This is a genomic window from Streptomyces solincola (assembly GCF_002982015.1).
In the GTDB taxonomy this organism is placed as follows: Bacteria; Actinomycetota; Actinomycetes; order Streptomycetales; family Streptomycetaceae; genus Streptomyces; species Streptomyces solincola.
Window position 1 is genome coordinate 1 of record NZ_PVLV01000124.1, and the last position, 22,894, is coordinate 22,894.

A 22,894-nucleotide genomic window follows, 5' to 3' on the forward strand; every position below is an offset into this window, starting at 1 on the left:
CCGCGCCCCGGCACTCCCCGCACCGCTCCTCCCCGCCGGGGCGCGGGGCTCGGCGCGGCGGCCTGAAGGTGGTCGATTAGGGTCGGAGCTCCACTGACGCCCTACGCCCGAGGGAGCCCGATGTCCGCGCCGGTCCCGGACCCTACCGTCGATCATTTCGGTCCCGGGGGCATGCGCCGGTTCGAGGTCACGTCTCCACTCGGCATAACGCTGCCGTCGCCCTCCCGGCTTTACCTGGAGGAGGTCGGCGTCCCGCTTCACGTGGGCCCGTACTTCACCTCCGCGAAGCAGTCCGACAGCCTCCCACTCGGAGTGTTCGCCGAGCACAGCGGCATGCCCCGACCGGCGAGCGGCGCCGAGACCTGGTTGCGCATCGGCACGGACGGCCTCGCCCAGGTGTGCGTACGGCCGGATGGTGCGGTGCAGGTGGTGCTGCCGGGCTTCGAGGAACCGGACATGTTCGCCAGTTCCGATGTCCGGCTCTTCGGCTCGGCCCTCGCCGTCCTGGACCGGCGCATGTCGGTGATCGCGGCATCGACCAGCCTCCCCGTAGCCGCCGCAGGCTTTCGCGAGCTGAATGCCGAGCTGCGTCAGATGGACCCCGAGGCGTTCGTGGAGCGCGAGAGCTGGTGGCCCCGGGTCCTGGACGACGTACGCCACACCCTCAACTTCCCCTTCTCCGCCGCGTTCGAGTACCTCGATGCCTCGGGTCGCAAGCAGGTCGCCACGGAGGCGACCGGCCCGGGGCGCGCGCATCCGGAGGAGCTGCTGTGGCAGCGCCTGGCCGCCGAGGGCGTCCGACCGCAGCAGGTACGCAAGGTGTACTGCGAGCTGGAGCCTTGCATGATGCCCGGCCACTACTGCGCGGTCTGGCTTCAGTCCACCTTTCCTCAGGCCGAGTTCACCCACAGCTTCGACTACGGCTCGGATGCGCAGTCTCGCGAGGACGGCTTGAAGGGGCTGATCACCTCCGCCGCGCAGCAGGCGCGGAACCAGTGAGGGATTCGTCATGGCAGCGGCCGGAGGCGGGCCGCGAGCCTGCGGCGACGGCCTTGCTCGGCTGGCTGGCTGATGCCTCCGCGCCCCGCCTCTGCCTGGTCACGGGTGGCGCAGCCTGCGGGAAGTCGGCGTTGCTCGCCTGGTTGGTAGGTCATGGAACCCGCCCGGGCACCCGAAGCGAACGACGCGTGCATGCCTTCGCTCCGCTGACCGGGATGACGATACTGAGTACCGCTTGGGCACTGGCCGAGCAGTTGTCGGTCGCGGCCCGCACACCCGGAGAGCTGCTGGCCGCGCTGGCCGGAGACGGACGCCGAACCGTGGTGGTGCTACCGGACGTGCACCGCGCCGCCGACACTCCTGAGGCGGTCTCCGAGTTCCTCGTCTCGCCCCTACAGCTCGAACACGTCAAGCTGATAGTGGAGTTGCGGTCCGGCAGCCCTTACTCACCGGGCCTCCTCGCCGTCGAGCCCGCGGTGATGGACCTCGACGAGCCGCGCTGGACCGACCCGGGACGGCATGCGGCGTGGCGGTCGGAGCAGCCCTCCGGTCCCCGCGGCGGACGCCACGGACGAGGTGCCGACAGACCCGGGCATGGACCTGGACGACGTCGCCATGGTCTGCGCCGGCGATCCCCGGGTCATATCCAGGCTCTACGAGCAATCCGCCGGCAGTCATGGTGGGTTGCGGAGGGCGTGGACGCGAGGAGGTCCTTCGCTCATCCGGACTCAGCGCAGCGCTGACAGAGCACTCGTGCTGCACGCAGCTCTAGGGGATGACGCGGATCCGCGTCTGGGCCAGGAACTCGCCAGCCTGGCCGGTGCCACACCCTGGCGCTTGGTCTGGCACCGGGTCTCCGGCGACATCACCCCTCCTTGGCCCGGGCCCGCCCGGGGACTGGCGGCGGGACTGGACAGTCCCACAGCCAGTCTCCTCGTCGCTGACCACCAGGGCACCATCCGCATCATCAGCAGCGAGACCGGCTCCCCCATCGGGCGCATCACCCCGCGCGTTCCACCACCCCGCGCGCTCACGGCATGGTCTGACGGCAGCGTCCTCACTCTCGGTTCGGAGGGAGGGCTCGCCCATGTCCGGGAGAGTGCGGCCCCGGCGAACCAGTCGGGACTCTCCGCGCTGCTGGATGACGGACCTACCCGCTTCGACCGCATCCTGGAGTCCGTGACGGCGCACCTGAGGCACACGCCTGCCACGGCGCTCTGCGCGAGCGGCTCGCTACTCGCCACTGCGGATGCCTCGGGTCACGTCCACGCCTTCTTCTGGGAAGAGGGAGCGGGGGGCAGTCGCTCGATGCGGCTGCACGAAGGGTCTGTGACCGCGCTCGCCGCCGTGGAACTCGCGCAGTCCAAGGGGGGCGCCGCCGTCCCCCTGCTCTACAGCGGCGGTTCGGACGGGTGCGTCCGCGCCTGGCGCGTCGATGCGGAGCCTCTTGGCTCGCCTGTCCTCTCCCGCCCGTGTCCCCCGGTGACCCTGGCTGTCGGTGATTCACGCGAGGGCTTGGTGCTGGCCGTCGGCTGGGCGGACGGACTCGTGGAGCATCACTCCCTGGACTCGGGTGAGGTCCGCGCCTTCCGTCCAGGGCCCCCCGTCACCGCCATCACTCTGGCTCCCTGGGGAGATCTCGTCGTCGGAACCGATGAGTCCCTGGTCTGTCTGCGTCCTTCGTGAACGCGAGCTCCCGGCTGTCCTGATCCGAGACCCGTGAGGTTGACGACCCATCCGTACCTCGAAAGGGTGTTCTGTGAACACTTCTGACGGGGTATTGACAGATGGGAAAGCAGCTTCCCGACGAGCTGGTCGAGGTCCTCGACCTCGTCGGTGTCCAGTGGCCCAACATCGACGAGGATGAGATACGCGGTAGCGCAAAGGACTACCGCAACCTCGCGGAAGGCATACGAGACGCGGTCAGAGACGGCAACAAGGCGTGCTCCCACATCGTCGCGGGACGGAGCAAGGGGCACACCGTCAACGCCATCGACCGGCGTTGGGGCAAACTGACCACCAAAGACCTCGCCACCTTCGCCAAGGCTCTCGACGAGCTGGGCGACGCCCTCGACGACTGCGCCGGCTTCATCGAGGGGTGCAAGATCGCCTGTATAGCCGAGCTGTCAGCCACCGCCGCCGCGGCCACAGCCGGTGTGATCGGCATGTTCTTCACCGCCGGCCTCAGCGGCCTGCTCAGCGCCGCGGCCATCGCAGCGTGCCGCATCGCCCTGCACGAGGCCATCGACTACGCGATAAGCGAGATCACCGCCGTCGTCACGGACAAGATCGAGGCGAAGATACTCGGCCAGATCGAACGCGTCTTCACCGACCAACTCGACGCGGACGGCGAGGACCTTTCCGGTTACGCCGGCGGCAGCGCGGACACCGCCCAGGACCTGGTCATCGAGTTCGACGAGTTCGACCGGGCCACCAGCGACTACGGCACCACCCGCGACAACTTCAACAAGAAGAAGGGCGAGCACCAGGCCGGCGGTTCCAAGCGCCGCAGCTCGGTGAAGAAGGACAGCCGCTTCCACAAGCTCGCCACCGTCATGGACAAGGCGGACGACGCCGTCGACAAGAAGGCCGACGAAACGGTCGACGTGCTGGAGAAGCACGGCGGGAAGATCGACAAGAGCAAGAAGGACCACAAGGAGGAAGACAAGCGGCGCAAGGGGGACATCGACAGTTGCGAGGTGCCGATGTACCTGCTCAACGCCGACGGGACAGTCGAGCAACTACACACAGACGGCCGCACTCCCACAAGGATCAACGGCAGCGAAGCCGGAGTCCGCGACATCCTCGAGCCCGACGGAACCGTATGGCGCCATCGCAGCACGGACACCAAGGAAAAGAACCCCTTCGGACTGTCACCTTCACCCGCAAATCCAAGAGTCGCATCGAGGCGCCTTGGCCGGTCGGAGACCAGCGACCTGGCCTACGCGACTCAGTTGGCCAGATACTCGAAGAAGGATTACAAGGGAGGTAACTACGCGGCAGCAAACTACATCGACAGTAGCGGCAACGAAGTCATCCTTGTAGGGCACAGTAAGGGCGTCCACTCCGAGCGAACGATCGGCTACCCGGTCCTCAGACACGGGAAGCAGGGCGGCGTTCAGTCCCTCTACACAGAGAGAGAACCGTGCCAGCAGTCGGGGTCGTGGTGCGATCAGTGGCTGGGCAAGCACTTTGGGAAGGACCTCGAAGTCACCCACTCACACAGCTACGACCAGTCACCTGTCGACGACAAACGACCATCTCCCTATAAGATCGACGGTGAGCACCGTGCGTACAGGCGCAACTTGGAAGACTGGCACAGGCAGCACGGTCTCGGATCCGGAATGATGACCGAATCGGATGGTGCCACGATGGAAGCGGCAAGGAAGGGCAAGCGGGGCTGACACATGCTTTTTGACGTCGATCACGACACCTTGGTGCGAGTCATGGGCGCCGAGAACGTCCACCGTATCTCGTTGGACGCAGCCCGGGAGTACGGATTCGCCGGTGAGACGCTGCGCTTCGTCATGGATGTCGGCATCCCCGGCTCCGAAGAGTGGGAACTGTCCTTCGGGCTTCCGCCGGAGTTCGATGCCGGCTTCGTCTGGGACAGCGCCCCTTACGTCGAGAAGGGCTGGGCGTACCCGGAGGAAGTAGGGAGCGTCGTCAGGCTCGGGACTTTTCCGATCAACGAACTCGTCATTCACCCGGGCACCGGCGTGGTGTACCAGCACACGGACGCAATCCGGAAAATCATCCCGGTTCACGCTGACTTGTCATCGTTCGCTAAGACGATCTCATCGTTCCTGGAGTACGTCGAGAATTACGCACGCGGCGAAGACGAGGATGACGAAGACATCGAGTACGCGCGCCGGAAGCGGGAAGTTGACGCCTTGACTGCGGAGATCCGCCTGACCGATCCCCTGCCCTTTCGGCATGAACTGAGCGAGTGGATCGAAATCTTCGAAAATCTCGAAGGCGGGATCTACACATAGCCCGGCGAAAAGGTGCGTTGTCACGTAAACGCCGAAGACAGAAGCCGTCACGGCTGCGTCCGCTGCTCAGGCTTGGCCACCCCGAGGAAAGGCGCACGTAGGGATCGAGACGTCCTGGAAAAGGGGGCCGCCCGGCGGTCCCAACCCCTTTCCCGCCCCGTTGAGTCGCTCTTCGCCATGGGCGTCACCGACAATCGACACTCGCGTCGTCCGGGAGTGGGCAAGGGCTCACGGCCACGACCTGGTGCGGAGGGACCAGCGGCAGGGGGATGCACACGTCGTGCGGCGTGCCCTCGATCGCCGGGCCGCAGCCGTCGGGAAGATCGGCCGCGATCGGCGCGTACGCCTCCTCGACGGTGGCGACTTCGCCGAGCAGGGTGTTGTCGGAGCAGCGACGCACTCGGTAGCCGCCCCTGCCCAGGGGGTAGGCCGTCCCGACATCATCCGTCCACGGAAACCTCGTGCATCGGCTCAGGTACAGGACGCCGTGACTGACCATGGGCCAGAGTTGGCGCAGCGATTGGTGGGCGTAGGCGGCCCGCGGTACGGCCGGAGCGATCCGGTCGAAGTCGTAGGTCAGGACGGTGGCCCGTGCCTCAGCGACGATTTCCGCAGCGCTTCGGGGCGCATCGATCCCCATAGGGGTCGTGTCACCTCGGTTTCTCTAGACCTTCGGCGATCCTGGACGCGAACGAACGTGTTTTAGGCGTTGCTTGACGATGCGTTAGCTGCCTGCCAGCACGGTCTAGTCGAGATTGGGGGTCGCGGTCGGCGAGGACGCCGGGCGCACCATCAAGGAGGTTTCGCATGCGAAAGATCCCTCGGCTCGCCGGAAGCGCAGCGCTCGGCCTGGCGCTTCTCACTGCGGGGGCGCCGCTGGCGACAGCGGCCAGTCCCGTGGCCGTGGTGGCGGACCACTCGCCGCAGGACCAGCAGCTCTCCCTGCACCATCTCCAGTGGATCCAGGTCGGGCAGCTCGGAGCGCCCGCGGGGACCCCCCGGGTGTGGCGTCTGGCTCTGGCGAAGGACCCGCACGTGGACGGGACGGGCGTCTTCTTCCTCTGGGACCTGGACGAGGGCCGGACCACCGGCGGGTTCATCGCCGATGACACCGTCGCTCCCACCGTCGCTGACTGGCGGCAGGTGCGGCTGGCGTCCTCCTACGCCTCGTCGCGGTTCGAGGTGCGCTACGGCGACCCCGAGGCTCCGGCGGAGGCGGCGGTCGTCGCCGGCGTCTACTGAGCCGATCCACTGAGGCCGGTTCACTGAGGCCGACCGAGGAAGCCCCGGCTCCTGGGGTGCTGGGGCCGGGGCTTCCTCTCGTCTGGCGGCGGGCGGGGGTTACGGCAGGTTGCGGGCCATGACGATGCGCTGGACCTGGTTGGTGCCCTCGTAGATCTGGGTGATCTTGGCGTCGCGCATCATGCGCTCGACCGGGTAGTCGCGGGTGTAGCCGTAGCCGCCGAGGAGCTGGACGGCGTCGGTGGTGACCTCCATGGCGACGTCGGAGGCGAAGCACTTGGCGGCGGCGCCCTGGAAGGTCAGGTCGGCGTCCCCGCGCTCGGACTTGGCGGCGGCGGCGTAGGTGAGCTGGCGGGCGGCCTCGATCTTCATGGCCATGTCGGCCAGCATGAACTGCACGCCCTGGAAGTCGGCGATCGGCTTGCCGAACTGCTTGCGCTCCTGGACGTAGCCCTTGGCGTAGTCCAGCGCGCCCTGGGCGATGCCGAGGGCCTGGGCGGCGATGGTGATCCGGGTGTGGTCCAGGGTCTTCATCGCGGTGGCGAAGCCGGTGCCCTCCGCGCCGATCATGCGGTCGGCCGGGATGCGGACGTTGTCGAGGTAGACCTCGCGGGTGGGCGAGCCCTTGATGCCGAGCTTCTTCTCCGGGGCGCCGAAGGAGACGCCGGGGTCGGACTTCTCGACCACGAAGGCGGAGATGCCCTTGGAGCGCTTGTCGGGGTCGGTGACGGCCATGACCGTGTAGAACTCGGAGACGCCGGCGTTGGTGATCCAGCGCTTGACGCCGTTGAGGACGTAGGAGTCGCCGTCGCGCACGGCCTTGGTCTTCATGCCGGCCGCGTCCGAGCCGGCGTCCGGCTCGGAGAGGCAGTAGGAGAACATCGCGTCGCCCTTGGCCAGCGGGCCCAGGTACTTCTTCTTCAGCTCCTCGGAGCCGGAGAGGATCACCGGGAGCGAGCCGAGCTTGTTCACGGCCGGGATGAGGGAGGAGGACGCGCAGGCGCGGGCCACCTCCTCGATCACGATGACCGTGGCGAGGGCGTCGGCGCCGGCGCCGCCGTAGGACTCGGGGACGTGCACGGCGTGCAGGTCGGAGGCGACCAGCGCGTCCAGCGCCTCCTGCGGGAAGCGCGCCTCCTCGTCCACCGCGGCGGCGAAGGGCGTGATCTTCGCCTCGGCGAGCGAGCGGACGGTGTCCCGGAGCATGTCGTGCTCCTCGGACGGGCGGTACAGATCGAAGTCAGGCGTTCCCGCCACTGTGCACTCACTCCCCTGGGCTGCGGACCGCGGATGCGGATGCGTTGCCGATCACGGATACGTTGCTAACTACCGTTAAGTAACCTGAATTTTAGTGGCCCCGACCGCAATCGGCATATGTGGGGTGCGCGTGAGCTTGCCGACAGCCCGGCCGGGGGCCGCGCCCGGCGGACGGTGGCCGGCACGGGGCGCGGTTATGCTCGGGCCGCAGTCCCTCCCGTACGCGCACGTCGATGGAGCTTTCCCCATGGCCCTCAGGATCACCGTGATCGGCACCGGCTACCTTGGCGCCACCCATGCGGCGGCCATGGCGGAACTGGGCTTCGAGGTGCTGGGCCTGGACGTGGTGCAGGAGAAGATCGACACCCTCCAGGCCGGGCGGGTGCCGATGTACGAGCCGGGCCTCGAGGAGCTGCTGCGGCGGCACGTGGCGGGCATCGAGGGATCGAGCGGGCGGCTGCGGTTCACCACCTCCTACGAGGAGGTGGCCGACTTCGGCGACGTGCACTTCGTCTGCGTGAACACTCCGCAGAAGCACGGCGAGTACGGCTGCGACATGAGGTTCGTGGACGCGGCCTTCGGGGCGCTCGCGCCGCACCTGAAGCGGCCGGCGCTGGTGGTCGGCAAGTCGACGGTGCCGGTGGGCAGCGCGGAGCGGCTGGCGAAGCTGCTGGCGGACCGGGCCCCGGTGGGCGCGGACGCGGAGCTGGCCTGGAACCCGGAGTTCCTGCGCGAGGGCTTCGCCGTGCAGGACACCCTGCACCCGGACCGGATCGTGGTCGGCGTGGAGAGCGCGGCCGCCGAGAAGACGCTGCGCGAGGTGTACGCGACGCCGATGGCGGAGGGCTCGCCGTTCGTGGTGACGGACTTCCCGACCGCCGAGCTGGTGAAGACCTCGGCGAACTCCTTCCTGGCCACCAAGATCTCGTTCATCAACGCGATGGCCGAGGTGTGCGAGGCGGCCGGCGGCGACGTCGCCAAGCTGGCCGAGGCGATCGGCCACGACGACCGGATCGGCCACAAGTTCCTGCGCGCCGGCATCGGCTTCGGCGGCGGCTGCCTGCCCAAGGACATCCGCGCCTTCATGGCCCGCGCGGGCGAGCTGGGCGCCGACCAGGCGCTCACCTTCCTCCGCGAGATCGACTCCATCAACATGCGCCGCCGCGGCCAGATGGTCGGCATGGCGCGGGAGGCGCTGGGCGACGGCAGCTTCCTGGGCAAGCGGGTCGCGGTGCTGGGCGCGGCCTTCAAGCCCGACTCCGACGACGTACGGGACTCGCCGGCGCTGAACGTCGCCGGGCAGATCCACCTCCAGGGCGGGCAGGTCACCGTCTACGACCCGAAGGGGATGGAGAACGCCCGCCGGCTGTTCCCCACGCTCGGCTACGCCGACAGCGCGCTGGAGGCGGTGCGGGGCGCGGACGTCGTCCTTCACCTGACCGAGTGGCGCGAGTTCCGCGAGCTGGACCCGGCGGAGCTGGGCGAGGCGGTCACCGACCGGATCATCCTGGACGGGCGCAACGCGCTGGACCCGGTGCCGTGGCGCGAGGCCGGCTGGACGTTCCGGGCGATGGGCCGGCCCCGGGCGTAGCCCGCGTGGGCCGCGTACCCCTCGCGGGTGGCGGTGGGTTTGATCACCGGCGGCGCGAGGCACCCGCCCCTCACGCCACCGAGGAGGGTCCATGGGTTTCGCCACGCTCCAGCTCACCGCGTTCGACTGTCCGCGACCGCTGCGGCTCGCCGAGTTCTACGCCGAGGTGCTCGGCGGCCGCATCGACGGCGGCGAGGACGACGACTGGGTGGAGCTGCACCTGGACGACGGCCAGCGGCTCGCCTTCCAGCGGGCCGATGACCTCACTCCCCCGGAGTGGCCGCGCGCCGACCGCAACTCCCAGCAGCTCCACCTGGACCTCACGGTCCAGGACATGGACGCGGCCCATGCCAAGGTGCTGGAGCTGGGCGCGCGCGAGCTGGACGTGGACGACGACGCGCACGCCGACTTCCGGGCCTTCGCCGATCCGGCGGGACATCCCTTCTGCCTCTGCCGGGCCTGATCAGCGCGACTGCCGCCGCGCCTGCTTCAGCTCCCGGTCGACGGCCCAGGCGTCGGCCACCGGACCCAGGTGGCCGAGCTTGTCGGGGTTGACGACGGAGTGCACCGCCTGCACCTGCCCGTCGAGCACGTCGAGCGTCATGGTCGCGATCGTCCGGCCGTCGCGGTCGCGGATCACCGCACCCGACTGGCCGTTGATCTGCCGCACCTCGAGCACGGCCTCGACCAGCGCCATGCTCGCGAAATAGGCGTCCAGCAGCCGGGCGACCTTGTCCGCGCCGACGATCGCCCGGGCGAGGGCCGGGGCCTTGCCGCCGCTGTCCCCGGTCATCTGCACGTCGGCGGCCAGCAGGCTCCGCAGGCCGTCCACGTCGCCGTCCTTCAGCGCGTCGAAGAACCGGGTCGCCAGCTCCTGCCGGTCCGCCCGGTCCGCCGCGAAGCGGGGCCGCCCGTCCCGCATGTGCCGCCGGGCCCGTACGAGCAGCTGCCGGCAGGCGGACTCCGAGCGGCCGGTGGCCTCGGCGATCTCGTCGTATCCGAAGGCGAAGACCTCGCGCAGGACGAACACGGCCCGCTCCAGCGGAGTGAGCCGCTCCAGCAGGAGCAGGGCGCTCGTCGACACCGAGTCGGCCAGCTCCGCGGCCCGCGCCGGGTCCTCGTACGGGTCGCTCAGCAGCGGCTCGGGGAACCACGGCCCGACGTACTCCTCGCGCCGGACCCGGGCCGAGCGCAGCACGTCGATCGCGAGCCGGGTGACGGTGGTGGAGAGGTACGCCCGGACCGACGCGGGCCGGGTCGCCGAGGCGTCGTAGCGCAGCCACGTCTCCTGCACCGCGTCCTCGGCCTCGGCGACGCTGCCCAGGACGCGGTACGCGATCGAGAACAGCAGCGGTCGCAGCTCCTCGAACTCCTCGACCTTGCCCACGTCGGTCCCCCCTCAGGCCCGGGCCGCGAACTGGCCGGGCCGGTAGTCGCCGGCCGGGTTGCGGGCGATGACGTTCAGCCGGTTCACCAGACCCATGAAGGACACCAGGAGGGTGAGGGCGGTGAGCTGCTCGGTGTCATAGTGCCGGGCGGCCCGCTCCCACACCTCGTCGCTGACGCCCGCGCCGGCGTCCGCGACCCTGGTCCCCTGCTCGGCGAACTCCAACGCGGCCCGCTCGGCCTCGGTGAAGACGGTGGCCTCCCGCCAGGCCGCGACCAGATGCAGCCGCACCGCGCTCTCCCCGGCCGCGGCGGCCTCCTTGGTGTGCATGTCGACGCAGACCGCGCAGCCGTTGATCTGGCTCACCCGCAGCGCCACCAGCTCCTGCGTGGCAGCCGGCAGCGGCGAGTCATGGATGATCTTCCCGGCGGTCATCACGTGCTTGAAGACCCGGCCCGCGGTCGGGCTGGCGAAGTAGTCGAGTCGCGCGTCCATCGTCGTCTCCTCGGTCCCAGGTGAATGGCTACACCCTGGAGACGAGACGGGGGCCGCGGTTGTGACACGCGGGCGCGGGAAGGTCAGCCGGCGGTCGGCGGCGACTGGGCCTCGCGCATGACGCGGGCCGCGTTGCCCCAGGTGAGGGCGGCGATGTCGGCCTCCGACCAGTCGCGGTGGAGGAGTTCGGCGATGAGGTTGGGGTAGCAGGAGGCGTCTTCGAGGCCGATGGTGTGCGGGGCGTCGCTGGCGGTGCCGTAGGAGCCGGCGAGGCCGACGGACTCGGGGCCGGCCAGGGCGCGGACGTGCTCGACGTGGTCGGCGACGTCCCACAGGGAGGCCGGCTGGTCGGCGTGGCGCACCTGGTCGGGGGCGAAACTCACCATGCAGACGCCCCGGTTGGCGCGCAGGCGGCGCAGGACCGCGTCGGTGACGTTGTCCGGGTGGTCGGTCAGGGCGCGCGCGGCGGAGCGGGAGAGGATGACCGGGGCGGCGGCGATGGACAGGGCGCGGTCCATGGTCTCCTCGGTGGCGCCGGAGAGGTCGACCAGGACGCCGAGGCGGTTCATCTCGCGGAGGGCGGACTCGCCGAACGCGGTCAGTCCGGTGGCGGTCCAGTGCGCGCCGGCGACGGTGACGCTGCGGACGCCGAGGGCGTGGTAGGCGCGCAGGGTGCCGAGCGAGTCGGCGAGCGCGGCGCCGGCGACCGGGCCGAGGATCGAGGCGATGCGGCCGCAGTCGCGGGCCTCGGCCATCTGGTCGGCGTCGGTGACCAGGCGGAGCACCTCGGGGACGGAGGCGATCAGCGTGGTGACGGCGTCTATTCGGTCCAGGGTGGCGCTGACCACGTCGGGGGCGGTGTCGGCGGCCGTGTGCAGGGACCAGAACTGGGCGCCGACGCCGCCGGCCTGGATACGGGGGAGGTCGGTGTCCAGGGTGGCGGAGCCGTAGAGCAGGTCCTGCCAGTGGGTGTGGTCCAGTTGCTGGCCCAGGGTGTTGTGCCCGTCGACGACCAGTTGGGCGGCCAGCAGGACGCGGGCGCGTTCGAGGTCGAACGCCGCCGGAGTGGGGGCCTCGGCGGGAGGCGGTTCGTCGGGCTCACCGAAGGCGGCCGTGTCCGCGTACGGAAGGTGCTGAAGGTCTGCCATGGCGCTCCGCTCCGGGGACGCGAGCCGGTGCGGGCGGGCCGCCCGGCTCGTGCGGGGGCAGCGCGCTCCGGACGGCACGCCCTGCGGACCACGGTGGCACGGGGAGCGACGTACGGCGCGGCGGTGTCCGCCGGATGGGGGACACCGCCGCGGTGGCCTGTGGTCGTCGAGGCTAGTCGTCGAGGGAGGCGAGGGTGGCCAGCGACGGGGGGCGGTTGGCGGCGCGGGCCACCGACTCGGCGTCGCGCAGCACGCGGACCGCGTTCTGCCAGGTGAGCCGGGCGATGTCGGCGCGGGACCAGCGGCGGGTGAGGAGTTCGGCGATCAGGTTCGGATAGCCGGCCACGTCGGCGAGGTCGGACGGGGTGAACGCGGTGCCGTCGAAGTCGCCGCCGATGCCGACGTGGGCGATGCCGGCGACCTCGCGCATGTGGTCGAGGTGGTCGGCGACGGTGGCCGCGGTGGCGGTGGGACGTGGATGGGATTCCTCGAACGCCGCGTGGACGGCCATCGCCTGGGCGCTGGTGTCCAGGTGGTGCAGGCCGTGGGCGCGCATGTTCTCGTCCGCACGGTGGGTCCACTCGACGGCCGCGGGCAGCACGAACTTCGGTACGAAGGTGGCCATGGCGACGCCGCCGTTGGCCGGCAGCCTCTCCAGCACGTCGTCCGGAATGTTGCGCGGGTGGTCGCAGACGGCCCGGGCGGAGGAGTGCGAGAAGATCACCGGCGCCTCGGAGGTGTCCAGGGCGTCCCGCATGGTGGTGGCCGCCACATGGGAGAGGTCCACCAGCATGCCGAGCCGGTTCATCTCCCGTACGACCTCACGGCCGAAGGCGGAGAGCCCGCCGACGCCCGGCTCGTCGGTGGCCGAGTCGGCCCAGGCGATGTTGTCGTTGTGCGTGAGCGTCATGTAGCGGACGCCGAGGGTGTACAGGGCGCGCAGGGTGGCGAGGGAGTTGTTGATGGAGTGGCCGCCCTCGGCGCCCTTGAGGGAGGCGATCCGGCCGGCCGCGCGGGCCGCCTCCATGTCGTCGGCGGTGAGCGCGGGCGCGAGGTCGGCCGGGTGGCGGGCCAGCAGCCGGTCCACGCAGTCGATCTGCTCCAGGGTGGCGCTGACCGCGTCGTCCCCGGCCATGTCGCTGCGCACGTACACCGACCAGAACTGGGCGCCGACCCCGCCGGAGCGGAGCCGGGGCAGGTCGGTGTGGAGCCGGCCGGTCTGGTCGGCTGCCACGTCGAGCCGGTCCAGGTCGTAGCCGGCGTGCTGGCGCAGCGCCCAGGGCAGGTCGTTGTGGCCGTCGACGACGGGGAAGTCGGCGAGGAGAGCGCGGGCCTCGGCAAGCGCCTCCCGCGCCTCGGCCGGCGCACCGGACGCGGGGACTTCGGGGGACGGACCAGACGCGGGGCTCACCGGGCGAAGCCGAACGACGAGGAGCCCTCGACCTTGGCCCGCAGCCGCTTGCCCTTCTCCGTCGCCTGCTCGTTCAGCTCGCGCTGGAAGTCCTCCATGCGGGAGCGCAGCTCGGGATCGGCGGTGGCGAGGATGCGCGCGGCCAGCAGCCCGGCGTTGCGCGCGCCGCCGACGGAGACGGTGGCCACCGGGACTCCGGCCGGCATCTGCACGATGGACAGCAGGGAGTCCATGCCGTCGAGGTACTTCAGGGGCACCGGGACGCCGATGACCGGCAGCGGGGTGACGGAGGCGAGCATGCCGGGCAGGTGCGCGGCCCCGCCGGCGCCCGCGATGACCGCCTTCAGCCCGCGGCCCGCGGCGTGCTCCCCGTACGAGACCATCTCGCGCGGCATCCGGTGCGCGGAGACCACGTCCACCTCGTAGGGGACCTCGAACTCGTCCAGAGCCTGCGCGGCGGCTTCCATCACCGGCCAGTCGGAGTCGGAGCCCATCACGATGCCGACCAGGGGGTTGCTACTCAACGATCGTTCCTCGCAGATAGCCGGCGGCGTGGCGGGCGCGCTCCAGCACCTCGTCCAGATCGTCGCCGTAGGTGTTCACGTGACCGACCTTGCGGCCGGGCTTCACGTCCTTGCCGTACATGTGGATCTTGAGCTGCGGGTCGCGGGCCATGCAGTGCAGGTAGCCCTGGTACATGTCCGGGTAGTCGCCGCCCAGGACGTTGACCATGACCGTCCAGGGGGCGCGCGGGCGCGGGTCGCCCAGCGGAAGGTCCAGCACGGCCCGCACGTGGTTGGCGAACTGCGAGGTGACCGCGCCGTCCTGGGTCCAGTGGCCCGAGTTGTGCGGCCGCATCGCCAGCTCGTTGACGAGGATGCGCCCGTCGCGGGTCTCGAACAGCTCGACCGCCAGGTGCCCGGTCACGTCCAGCTCGCGGGCGATCCGCAGGGCCAGCTCCTGGGCCCGGCCGGACAGCTCGTCGGACAGCTCGGGCGCCGGTGCGATCACCGTGTCGCAGACGCCGTCCACCTGCCGGGACTCCACCACGGGGTACGCCACGGCCTGCCCGTGCGGGGAGCGGACGATGTTGGCCGCCAGCTCTCGCACGAAGTCCACCTTCTCCTCGGCGAGCACCGGGACGCCGGCCAGGAACGGGTCGCGGGCCTCCGCCTCGGAGCGGACGAACCACACGCCCTTGCCGTCGTACCCGCCGCGCACCGTCTTGAGGATCACGGGGAAGCCGTCGCCCCCGTCCGCACCGGCGCCTTCGGCCGCGAAGGCGGCCACGTCGGCGGGGTCGGTCACGATGCGGTGCCGCGGACAGGGCACGCCGATCTCGCTGAGCCGGGCCCGCATCACGCCCTTGTCCTGGGCGTGCACCAACGCGTCGGGCCCCGGACGGACGGGTACGCCGTCCGCTTCCAGGGCCCGCAGGTGCTCGGTGGGCACGTGCTCGTGGTCGAAGGTGATCACGTCGCAGCCGCGAGCAAACTCACGGAGCGTGTCCAGGTCGCGGTAGTCGCCGATGACGACCTCACCGGCGACCTGGGCCGCGGAGTCCTGCGGAGTGTCACTGAGGATCTTGAATCTGATGCCGAGGGGGATGCCCGCCTCGTGGGTCATGCGCGCGAGCTGGCCGCCGCCGACCATGCCGACTACCGGAAACGTCACTCTCCCAGGGTATCCGGCCGCCCGCGGGGCACCCGGACCCGGCCGGTCCGGAGCCCGGAAACGGCGGGCTTCTCCCGGTCCCGGTCCGCCTTGCCGGGGCGCGGCATTCGGCCGATGGTTAGCATGGCCGACGGTAGGCACGCGGGGGCCGGGCATACCCGGAGCCGCCCGACCGCCTGACCACACCGGATGACAGGACCGAGAGATCACCATGAGTGAACGGGGCGCCCTCCGGGCGAAGCTGGACAAGCTGGTCCGCGAGATCGCGAAGTTCGGCCTCGTCGGCGGCGTCGGCCTGCTGGTCAACATGGCGGTCTTCAACCTCGTCCGGCACACCACCGAGGTGCCGGTGGTCCGGGCCAGCATCCTGGCCACGGTCGTCGCCATCGCCTGCAACTACGCGGGCTTCCGCTACTTCGCCTACCGGGACCGCGACAAGTCCGGCCGCACCCGGGAGCTCACGCTGTTCCTGCTGTTCAGCCTGGCCGGGCTGGTGATCGAGAACGGCGTGCTGTACGCGGCGACGTACGGCTTCGGCTGGGACACCCCGTTGCAGTCCAACGTCTTCAAGTTCTCCGGGATCGCGGTGGCGACGCTGTTCCGCTTCTGGTCCTACCGGACCTGGGTCTTCCGCGCACTGCCGGCGGACGCGGGCACGGGCACGGACGCCGGCACGGACACGGACGCCGGCACGGACGCGGACGCCGGCACGGACGCGGACGCCGGCGCGGGCGTGAGCGCGCGGGCGGGCGACGAGGCGGTGCAGACGGCCGAGGCGATCCTTGAGCGCGCCGAACGGAAGGCGCAGGGCGGCGACCCGGTGCCGGCCGCCGTGCCGCGCCGCCGCTGACGGCGTACGTACACGCCGAGCGGTCAGCGGACGGTCGGCGCGGGCTCCCGCGGCGCCGGGGCGGCGGTGTCCCGGCCCTGGCCTGCCTCGCGGCTGAGGAAGAGCGCGAAGACCGCGGGCTGCTGCTGGAGCAGCTCCAGCCGGCCGCCGTCCGCCTCCGCCAGGTCGCGGGCGACGGCCAACCCGATGCCGGTGGAGTTGCGGCCGCTGATGGTCCGCTCGAAGATCCGCGCGCCCAGGTCCGGCGGCACGCCCTGGCCCTCGTCGGCGACCTCCACCACCACCTGGTTGCCGGTGACCCGGGTGCGCAGGGCGACCGTGCCGCCGCCGTGCATCAGGGAGTTCTCGATCAGCGCGGCGAGCACCTGGGCGACCGCCCCGGGGGTGCCGACCGCGCGGATGCCGGTCTTGCCGGAGGCCACCAGGGCGCGGCCGGCGCTGCGGTAGGCGGGCCGCCACTCCTCGATCTGCTGCTTGACGACCTCGTCCAGGTCGAAGGCGATCGCGGAGCCGGTCCGCGGGTCGCGGGAGTTGGTGAGCAGCCGCTCGACGACGTCGGTGAGCCGCTCCACCTGGGTGAGCGCGGCGTGCGCCTCCTCGCGGACGGTGTCCAGGTCGCCGGTGTCGGAGATCTCCTCCAGCCGCATGGACAGCGCGGTCAGCGGGGTGCGCAGCTGGTGGGAGGCGTCCGCGGCGAGCCGGCGCTCGGCGGTGAGCATCCGGGCGATCCGCTCGGCGGAGGCGTCCAGCACGTCGGCGACCCGGTCCAGCTCGGGCACCCCGTACCGCCGGTGGCGCGGGCGGGGGTCGCCGGAACCGAGCCGTTCGGCGGTCTCGGCGAGATCGGTGAGCGGGGAGCCGAGCCGGTTGGCCTGGCGCACCGCCAGCAGGATCGCGGCGACCACGGCCAGCAGCGCCACCCCGCCGATGATCAGCAGGGTGCGGCCGACCTCGCGGGTGACGGTGGAGCGGGACTCCTCGACGGTGACGGTGACCCGGCGCTGGCCGCGCCCGCCGCGCGCCTCGCCGCGGATGACGCTGCCTTCGGGGCGGCTGCCGATCTCGATGGGCGGCCGGCCGGAGATGTCGATGACGGCGTACCGGCGGGCGCCGCTCTGCCGGGCGAGGATGTCGGGGTTGACCGGCTCGCCGCCGACCAGCCGGCTGTCCACGATGCTGACCAGCCGCACCGCCTCGGTGTCCACGCTCTCCTGGGCACTGGCGCCGATGGTGCGGGTCTCCACGATGACCAGGGAGACGCCGAAGACCGCGATGACGACGAGGACGACGGCGAGGGTGGAGGTGATCAGTCGGCGGCGCACGGCCCGTGCCTTACTTCCTTCGACGGTCTTCCGCCGTGGTCAGTTCCGTACTTCCTTCGGCGGTCTGCCGCCGTGGTCTGTTCCGGGTCGGGTCTTCTCGGTTCGGGTCGGGTCTTCTCGTTCCGGGTCAGTTCTTCTCGAAGCGGAAGCCGACACCGCGGACGGTGGCGATGTAGCGCGGGTTGGCGGCGTCGTCGCCGAGCTTCTTGCGCAGCCAGGAGATGTGCATGTCGAGGGTCTTGGTGGAGGACCACCAGGTGGTGTCCCACACCTCGCGCATCAGCTGGTCGCGGGTGACCACCCGGCCGGCGTCCCGGACCAGGACCCGCAGCAGGTCGAACTCCTTGGCGGTGAGCTGGAGCTCCTCCTCGCCCATCCAGGCCCGGTGCGACTCCACGTCGATCCGCACGCCGTGCGGGGCGGGCGCGGGGACCGGGTCGCCGGCGCCGCGCCGCAGCAGGGCCCGAACCCGGGCGAGCAGCTCGGCGAGCCGGAACGGCTTGGTGACGTAGTCGTCGGCGCCGGCGTCGAGGCCGACCACGGTGTCGACCTCGTCGGCGCGGGCGGTGAGCACCAGCACCGGGACGGTCAGCCCGTCGGAGCGCAGCCGGCGGGCGACCTCCAGGCCGTCCATGCCGGGCAGCCCCAGGTCCAGCACGACCAGGTCCACTCCGCCCTGGAGTCCGGTCTCCAGCGCGCTCGGCCCGTCCTCGCGCACCTCGACCTCGTATCCCTCCCGCCGCAGGGCGCGGGCCAGCGGTTCCGAGATGGATGCGTCGTCCTCGGCGAGCAGTACACGGGTCATGGGAGTGATGGTAGTCGGGTGGGTGAGGCGGCCGCCGGGAGATCGCGCCCTGATCCACAGGTGCGGCCGGTACCCTGCGAGTCTGGGCGACCATTCTGCGTAACACCTTCGGATGTACGCCTGCGGTTCCCCGTTAACCTGTGATCCATCTCTCAAGTCCTTCCATATGCCGCAGTGTCGTGTCGTATGGTGTCGAGACGTCTGATGTACCACTCAGGGACTTTTGGCCCGCTTGAACCGCCAACGGCCCCTTCCTCACCTCCGGCCGGCCGTGCCAGCCTGAGGTGAACGACCTACCGGCCGGGCCCGGCGCGAGGAAGCGCCCGGGTGTGGATCCCGGTACGGACGTGTCCTCCCCGCCCCCGCCCCGATGTGCGGGGGCGCGCCCCTGCCGGGTGACGGTGGCGGGCCTCGGACACGGCCGGACCGGTGCCGGCCACCCCCCACCGGGCGCGCAACGGCTCACGAAGCACGACGCGTCCCGAGCGAGCAAGGATCGACATGGCGTCCAGCCTGACGAAGGACTCGACCGGTACCGCCGGCACCGAGAGGACCTTCCTCGGCCAGCCCCGGGGTCTGGCCAATCTCTTCATGACCGAGATGTGGGAGCGCTACAGCTTCTACGGCATGCGCGCGCTGCTCGTGCTGTACCTCGCCGCCGGGGTGAAGGACGGCGGTCTCGGCTTCGACACGGCGACGGCCGTGGCGATCTACTCCGTCTACAACGCGATGGTCTACCTGCTCGCGCTGCCGGGCGGCTGGTTCGGCGACCGTGTCTGGGGCGCCCGCAAGACGGTGGCGGTCTCCGGCACGATCATCATGGTCGGCCACTTCCTGCTGGCGGTGCCCGCCACGGCCTCCTTCTTCATCGGACTGGCGTTCATCGCGGCCGGCTCCGGCCTGCTGAAGGCCAACATCTCCACGATGGTCGGCCACCTGTACCCGGACAAGAACGACCCTCGCCGCGACGGCGGCTTCACGGTCTTCTACATGGGCATCAACCTCGGCGCCTTCCTCGCCCCGCTGACCATCGGCCTGGTGGGCCAGAAGGTCAACTGGCACCTCGGCTTCGCGATGGCAGGCGTCGGCATGGCCCTGGGCCTGGTCTTCTACTTCATGGGCTTCCGCCACCTGGCGCCGGAGTCCAACATGGTCCCGGCCCCGCTGAGCCCCGCCGAGCGCACCGCGGTGATCCGCAAGGCGGCGATCTGGGCGGTCGTGGCCGCGGTCGCCTACGCGGTGGTCGGCATGACCGGCTCGCTCAGCATCGACTGGGTGCTGTGGCCGCTGACGATCCTCGGCCTGGCGCTGCCCGCCTGGTACCTGGTCCGCGTCAAGCGCGACCCGGAGCTGAGCCAGGTCGAGCGGTCCCGGATGTCGGCGTACGTCTGGTTCTTCGTGGCCGCCGCGGTGTTCTGGGGCATCTACGACCAGACCGGCTCCACGCTGAGCCTGTTCGCCGACAAGAACACCGACCTGTCGATCTTCGGCTGGGAGTTCCCGGCGAGCTACTTCCAGTCGCTGAACCCGCTGTACGTCATGGCGCTGGCCCCGGTCTTCGCCTGGCTGTGGGTGGCGCTGTCGCGCCGCGGCAAGGAGCCGAGCACGCTGGCGAAGTTCTCCAACGGCCTGGTGCTGGTCGGCCTGTCCTTCTTTGTGATGATGCTGGCCCAGGCGGCGGCCGCGGGCGGCGTGAAGGTCACCCCGCTGTGGCTGGCCGCCGTCTACCTGCTCCAGACCGTCGGCGAGCTGACGCTCTCCCCGGTGGGCCTGTCGCTGACCACGAAGCTGGCGCCGGAGAAGTACGCGTCCCAGATGATGGGCGTGTGGTTCCTGGCCGTCACCGCCGGCGACTCGGTCATCGCGCTGCTCCAGCTCATGGGCGCGCCGACCGACACCGAGTGGTGGTTCGCCAGCCAGGGCGCGCTCGCCGTGCTCGCGGGTGTCGCGATCTACATGTTCCGCAAGAAGGTCCAGCCCCACATGGGCGGCGTCCACTGACCCCGTCCTCCGGCAGGCCCGCGGGCCCCTCGTCACCGCCTCCCCGGCGGTACGAGGGGCCCGCGGCGTTCCGGGGCGGCGGCGAAGCGGCGAAGCGGCGAAGCGGCGAGATGAGCGGCACCATGCGGCGGCGTACGCGGTGCGGTGCGGCGTACGGGGACGGGCAGCGGGGGGCATGGGACGGGGCGCGGTCGTGCGCGGCGGTGTACGGAGCCGTACGGCATATGCGGTGCGATTCGGCGTACGGGATGGTGCGGCGTACGCGGCGGGTTACGCGGGGGCGGCGAGCTCGGCCCAGACGGTCTTGCCGTCGGCGCTGGGGGCGCGAAGCACGCCCCAGTCCAGGCAGAGGCGCTGGACGATGAACATGCCGTGTCCGCCGGGGCGGCCCGCGCGGTGCGGGGTGCGGGGCTCGGGCTGGCCGGAACCGCGGTCCTCGACCTCCAGGCGGAGCACCTTCGCGTCCAGCGAGACGCGCAGCTCCTCGGGCCCCTCGGCGTGCAGACAGGCGTTGGTGACCAGCTCCGAGACGACGAGCAGGACGTCCTCGGCGGCGGCCCGGCGGTCGGCGCCCTCGGCGGGCAGCCAGCCCCAGTCGTACAGCGCCTGGCGGGTGAAGTCACGGGCGAGCGGCACGATGCCGCTGGCGCTGCCCAGAGAGAGCTTCCTGAGCCGGCGTTCCCCGGCGGGCGGCTCGGCCACCTCGGCGCCTGACATGTGGGACGTCCCCTCCGGCGCCGCGGGGCCGGCGGAGGCAGCGGGAGCCGCGACGCCGCGGAGGGCGGAGCCCTCCGACCCGGCGTCGATCCCGCTCGGCGGATGCTGCTGGGTGGTGCCCATCAGCGCTTCACCTCACCGATTCACCAAGTCGCCATTACTTCGTCACAGAACGTACGGATCCTCCGCGTGGTCTCCGCAGGAGTTCCTGTTGGGGTCTTCTGCCCGGACGCGTCCGGACGACACCCCTTTTCGCCCTCGGTGGGCCGCCGTCTCAGCTCTCGAGCGCCGATGCCAGCGAGTCGTGCACGGTGAACACCGCGTCCGCGCCGGTGATCTCGAACACCCGGGCCACGACGGGCTGCATGCCCGCCAGGTGCACCCCGCCGCCGGCGGCCTCCGCCTTGAGGCGGGCCGCGAGCAGCACGTTCAGCCCGGTGGAGTCGCAGAACACGAGCTGCGAGCAGTCGATCACCAGGCGGGCGCGCCCGCGCTCGACCGCGGCGTCCAGAGGCTCACGCAGCAGCTCTGCGGTGTGGTGGTCGAGCTCACCTGCCGGGGTGACCACCTCGCTGCGGCCCTCCGTCCGGACCCCGACCTTGAGCCGGCCCTGATTAGCGCTGCCGACCGTCCCGCGGTCCATGCCGTCCCTCTTCGCCGATGCCGATAGGTCGGTAGAACACTACGCCCTCGGAACGGCAGTCGGTAGCCAGGGGGTAAGCAACATAACGGACATACAGGACATTTCATACTTGCAACGATCCACGCTGACCGGTAGGCCTAGTAAGGACACAACCCACACGGCCGGCTTCGGAGGCGCCGCTCACCGCAGCACGTTTTCAGGCAACGGCGGCCTACGCCGAGAACGATGGAGGAGACCATGTCACCCCGGCTCGACGAAACGCGTACCCCGGACGCGCCGTCGACACCCATTTCCCCCCACCCGATCGACTCCGCGTTTGACTCCGTCGCGGTCGACCCGGCGGTCGTGGAGGTGCCCGGCCCGGCCGAGGCACTCGACGACGCCTACGGCACGGATCTCCCCGAGATCCCCCCGTACGACGAGGTCGACCCGCTCGACGCCCGCGCGCTCTCCAAGACCCTCTTCGCGCGGCTGAACGCGCTGGAGGAGGGCACCCACGAGTACGCGTACGTGCGCAGCACCCTGGTCGAGCTGAACCTCGCGCTCGTCAAGTTCGCCGCCTCCCGCTTCCGCTCCCGCAGCGAGCCGATGGAGGACATCGTCCAGGTCGGCACCATCGGGTTGATCAAGGCCATCGACCGCTTCGAACTGAGCCGTGGGGTCGAGTTCCCCACCTTCGCGATGCCAACCATCGTCGGCGAGATCAAGCGCTTCTTCCGCGACACCTCCTGGTCCGTGCGGGTGCCCCGGCGCCTCCAGGAGCTTCGGCTGGAGCTGGCCAAGGCCGGCGACGAGCTGGCGCAGCAGCTCGACCGCGCGCCGACGGTGGCCGAGCTGGCCGTGAAGCTGGGCATCACCCGTGACGAGGTCGTAGAGGGCATGGCCGCCAGCAACGCGTACACCGCGAGCTCGCTGGACGCGCAGCCGGACGAGGACGACTCCGAGGGCGCGCTGGCCGACCGGCTCGGCTACGAGGACCACGGCCTGGAGGGCATCGAGTACATCGAGTCCCTCAAGCCGCTGATCGCCGCGCTGCCGGCCCGGGACCGCAAGATCCTCTCGCTCCGCTTCGTCGCCGGGCTGACCCAGTCCGAGATCGGCGAGGAGCTGAACATCTCGCAGATGCACGTCTCCCGGCTGCTCTCGCGCACCCTGGGCAAGCTCCGCAAGGGGCTGACCGTGGAGGAGTAGACCTCCGACGCGCCCCTGAACCGCTGTGACAGGCGTCTTCCGCCGCATCGGCCCGCTCCCCGGACTGGGGGCGGGCCGATCGGCGCTTACCGGGCTCCTGGCGGCGTCCGGGCGGCGCGCGGCCCCCGCCCACCGGTTCGCCGCCCGGACGCCGCCAGGAGCCCGG

General features: G+C 70.8%; 20 protein-coding genes and 1 pseudogene. 9 read left to right on the forward strand and 12 right to left on the reverse strand.

Going from position 1 to position 22,894, the window contains the following annotated elements; genetic code table 11:
* Positions 1–120: 120 nt before the first annotated feature.
* The 3 genes from C6N75_RS10205 to C6N75_RS10220 all read left to right on the forward strand — a co-directional run bounded on the left by C6N75_RS10205 (position 121) and on the right by C6N75_RS10220 (position 4,994).
* On the forward strand, positions 121–999 hold the full coding sequence (locus tag C6N75_RS10205; RefSeq protein ID WP_105868559.1) for a nucleic acid/nucleotide deaminase domain-containing protein: 879 nt from the start codon (positions 121–123) through the stop codon (positions 997–999).
* A 1,787-nt stretch (positions 1,000–2,786) separates the two neighbouring features.
* The gene (locus C6N75_RS10215; RefSeq protein WP_105868561.1) at positions 2,787–4,403 is read left to right on the forward strand and encodes a nucleic acid/nucleotide deaminase domain-containing protein; all 1,617 of its coding nucleotides are present in this window, start codon (positions 2,787–2,789) and stop codon (positions 4,401–4,403) included.
* A 3-nt stretch (positions 4,404–4,406) separates the two neighbouring features.
* Positions 4,407–4,994, forward strand: coding sequence for an SUKH-4 family immunity protein (locus C6N75_RS10220; protein ID WP_105868562.1), 588 nt, complete (start codon positions 4,407–4,409; stop codon positions 4,992–4,994).
* Between the two features lie 184 nt (positions 4,995–5,178).
* On the opposite strand, the gene C6N75_RS10225 is transcribed toward C6N75_RS10220, so the two are convergent.
* Positions 5,179–5,634 (reverse strand): DUF6193 family natural product biosynthesis protein, encoded by a 456-nt coding sequence (locus C6N75_RS10225; protein WP_219852869.1) that lies wholly within the window; start codon positions 5,632–5,634, stop codon positions 5,179–5,181.
* 167 nt (positions 5,635–5,801) lie between these two features.
* Here C6N75_RS10225 and C6N75_RS10230 point away from each other — a divergent pair, with 167 nt between their 5' ends.
* Complete coding sequence (locus C6N75_RS10230; RefSeq protein ID WP_146132532.1) at positions 5,802–6,236, forward strand: hypothetical protein; 435 nt, start codon at positions 5,802–5,804, stop codon at positions 6,234–6,236.
* A gap of 99 nt (positions 6,237–6,335) precedes the next feature.
* Here the strand turns inward: C6N75_RS10230 and C6N75_RS10235 are convergent, their stop codons facing one another.
* Positions 6,336–7,493: an acyl-CoA dehydrogenase gene (locus C6N75_RS10235; protein ID WP_105868564.1), complete on the reverse strand. Its 1,158-nt coding sequence runs from the start codon at positions 7,491–7,493 to the stop codon at positions 6,336–6,338.
* 247 nt (positions 7,494–7,740) lie between these two features.
* Between C6N75_RS10235 and C6N75_RS10240 the strand changes: the two genes are divergently transcribed.
* Both C6N75_RS10240 and C6N75_RS10245 read left to right on the forward strand, forming a co-directional pair.
* Positions 7,741–9,084, forward strand: coding sequence for a UDP-glucose dehydrogenase family protein (locus tag C6N75_RS10240; RefSeq protein ID WP_105868565.1), 1,344 nt, complete (start codon positions 7,741–7,743; stop codon positions 9,082–9,084).
* A 91-nt stretch (positions 9,085–9,175) separates the two neighbouring features.
* Complete coding sequence (locus C6N75_RS10245) at positions 9,176–9,547, forward strand: VOC family protein (RefSeq protein ID WP_105868566.1); 372 nt, start codon at positions 9,176–9,178, stop codon at positions 9,545–9,547.
* On the opposite strand, the gene C6N75_RS10250 is transcribed toward C6N75_RS10245, so the two are convergent.
* The 6 genes from C6N75_RS10250 to C6N75_RS10275 all read right to left on the reverse strand — a co-directional run bounded on the left by C6N75_RS10250 (position 9,548) and on the right by C6N75_RS10275 (position 15,178).
* Positions 9,548–10,471 (reverse strand): RNA polymerase sigma-70 factor, encoded by a 924-nt coding sequence (locus C6N75_RS10250; RefSeq protein ID WP_105868567.1) that lies wholly within the window; start codon positions 10,469–10,471, stop codon positions 9,548–9,550.
* A gap of 12 nt (positions 10,472–10,483) precedes the next feature.
* Positions 10,484–10,966: a carboxymuconolactone decarboxylase family protein gene (locus tag C6N75_RS10255; protein WP_105868568.1), complete on the reverse strand. Its 483-nt coding sequence runs from the start codon at positions 10,964–10,966 to the stop codon at positions 10,484–10,486.
* An 83-nt stretch (positions 10,967–11,049) separates the two neighbouring features.
* On the reverse strand, positions 11,050–12,114 hold the full coding sequence (locus C6N75_RS10260) for a dipeptidase (protein WP_105868569.1): 1,065 nt from the start codon (positions 12,112–12,114) through the stop codon (positions 11,050–11,052).
* 172 nt (positions 12,115–12,286) lie between these two features.
* Entirely contained in the window at positions 12,287–13,525 is a 1,239-nt protein-coding gene (locus C6N75_RS10265) for a dipeptidase (RefSeq protein WP_105868570.1), read from the reverse strand.
* Positions 13,522–14,019 carry a 5-(carboxyamino)imidazole ribonucleotide mutase gene (gene purE / locus C6N75_RS10270; RefSeq protein WP_105868577.1) on the reverse strand — a complete coding sequence of 166 codons (498 nt, stop codon included), beginning with the start codon at positions 14,017–14,019 and terminating at the stop codon, positions 13,522–13,524. The genes C6N75_RS10265 and purE overlap by 4 nt, the downstream gene beginning before the upstream one ends.
* Before the next feature lie 22 nt (positions 14,020–14,041).
* Complete coding sequence (locus C6N75_RS10275; RefSeq protein WP_374684254.1) at positions 14,042–15,178, reverse strand: 5-(carboxyamino)imidazole ribonucleotide synthase; 1,137 nt, start codon at positions 15,176–15,178, stop codon at positions 14,042–14,044.
* 232 nt (positions 15,179–15,410) lie between these two features.
* On the opposite strand from C6N75_RS10275, the pseudogene C6N75_RS10280 reads away from it, so the two are divergent.
* Positions 15,411–15,863 (forward strand): annotated as a pseudogene (locus tag C6N75_RS10280) (GtrA family protein); the annotation flags it as partial.
* A gap of 209 nt (positions 15,864–16,072) precedes the next feature.
* On the opposite strand, the gene C6N75_RS10290 reads toward C6N75_RS10280, so the two are convergent.
* Both C6N75_RS10290 and C6N75_RS10295 read right to left on the reverse strand, forming a co-directional pair.
* Positions 16,073–17,371 carry an ATP-binding protein gene (locus C6N75_RS10290; protein WP_105868573.1) on the reverse strand — a complete coding sequence of 433 codons (1,299 nt, stop codon included), beginning with the start codon at positions 17,369–17,371 and terminating at the stop codon, positions 16,073–16,075.
* A 127-nt stretch (positions 17,372–17,498) separates the two neighbouring features.
* Positions 17,499–18,176 carry a response regulator transcription factor gene (locus C6N75_RS10295; protein WP_105868574.1) on the reverse strand — a complete coding sequence of 226 codons (678 nt, stop codon included), beginning with the start codon at positions 18,174–18,176 and terminating at the stop codon, positions 17,499–17,501.
* 501 nt (positions 18,177–18,677) lie between these two features.
* Here C6N75_RS10295 and C6N75_RS10300 point away from each other — a divergent pair.
* Complete coding sequence (locus C6N75_RS10300) at positions 18,678–20,177, forward strand: peptide MFS transporter (RefSeq protein ID WP_105868575.1); 1,500 nt, start codon at positions 18,678–18,680, stop codon at positions 20,175–20,177.
* A 270-nt stretch (positions 20,178–20,447) separates the two neighbouring features.
* Here the strand turns inward: C6N75_RS10300 and C6N75_RS10305 are convergent, their stop codons facing one another.
* Together C6N75_RS10305 and C6N75_RS10310 are read right to left on the reverse strand one after the other, a co-directional pair.
* On the reverse strand, positions 20,448–21,017 hold the full coding sequence (locus C6N75_RS10305) for an ATP-binding protein (protein WP_181160424.1): 570 nt from the start codon (positions 21,015–21,017) through the stop codon (positions 20,448–20,450).
* A gap of 151 nt (positions 21,018–21,168) precedes the next feature.
* Complete coding sequence (locus tag C6N75_RS10310) at positions 21,169–21,537, reverse strand: STAS domain-containing protein (RefSeq protein ID WP_105868576.1); 369 nt, start codon at positions 21,535–21,537, stop codon at positions 21,169–21,171.
* A 237-nt stretch (positions 21,538–21,774) separates the two neighbouring features.
* On the opposite strand from C6N75_RS10310, the gene C6N75_RS10315 reads away from it, so the two are divergent.
* Entirely contained in the window at positions 21,775–22,728 is a 954-nt protein-coding gene (locus C6N75_RS10315) for an RNA polymerase sigma factor SigF (protein ID WP_105868579.1), read from the forward strand.
* Positions 22,729–22,894 lie beyond the last annotated feature (166 nt).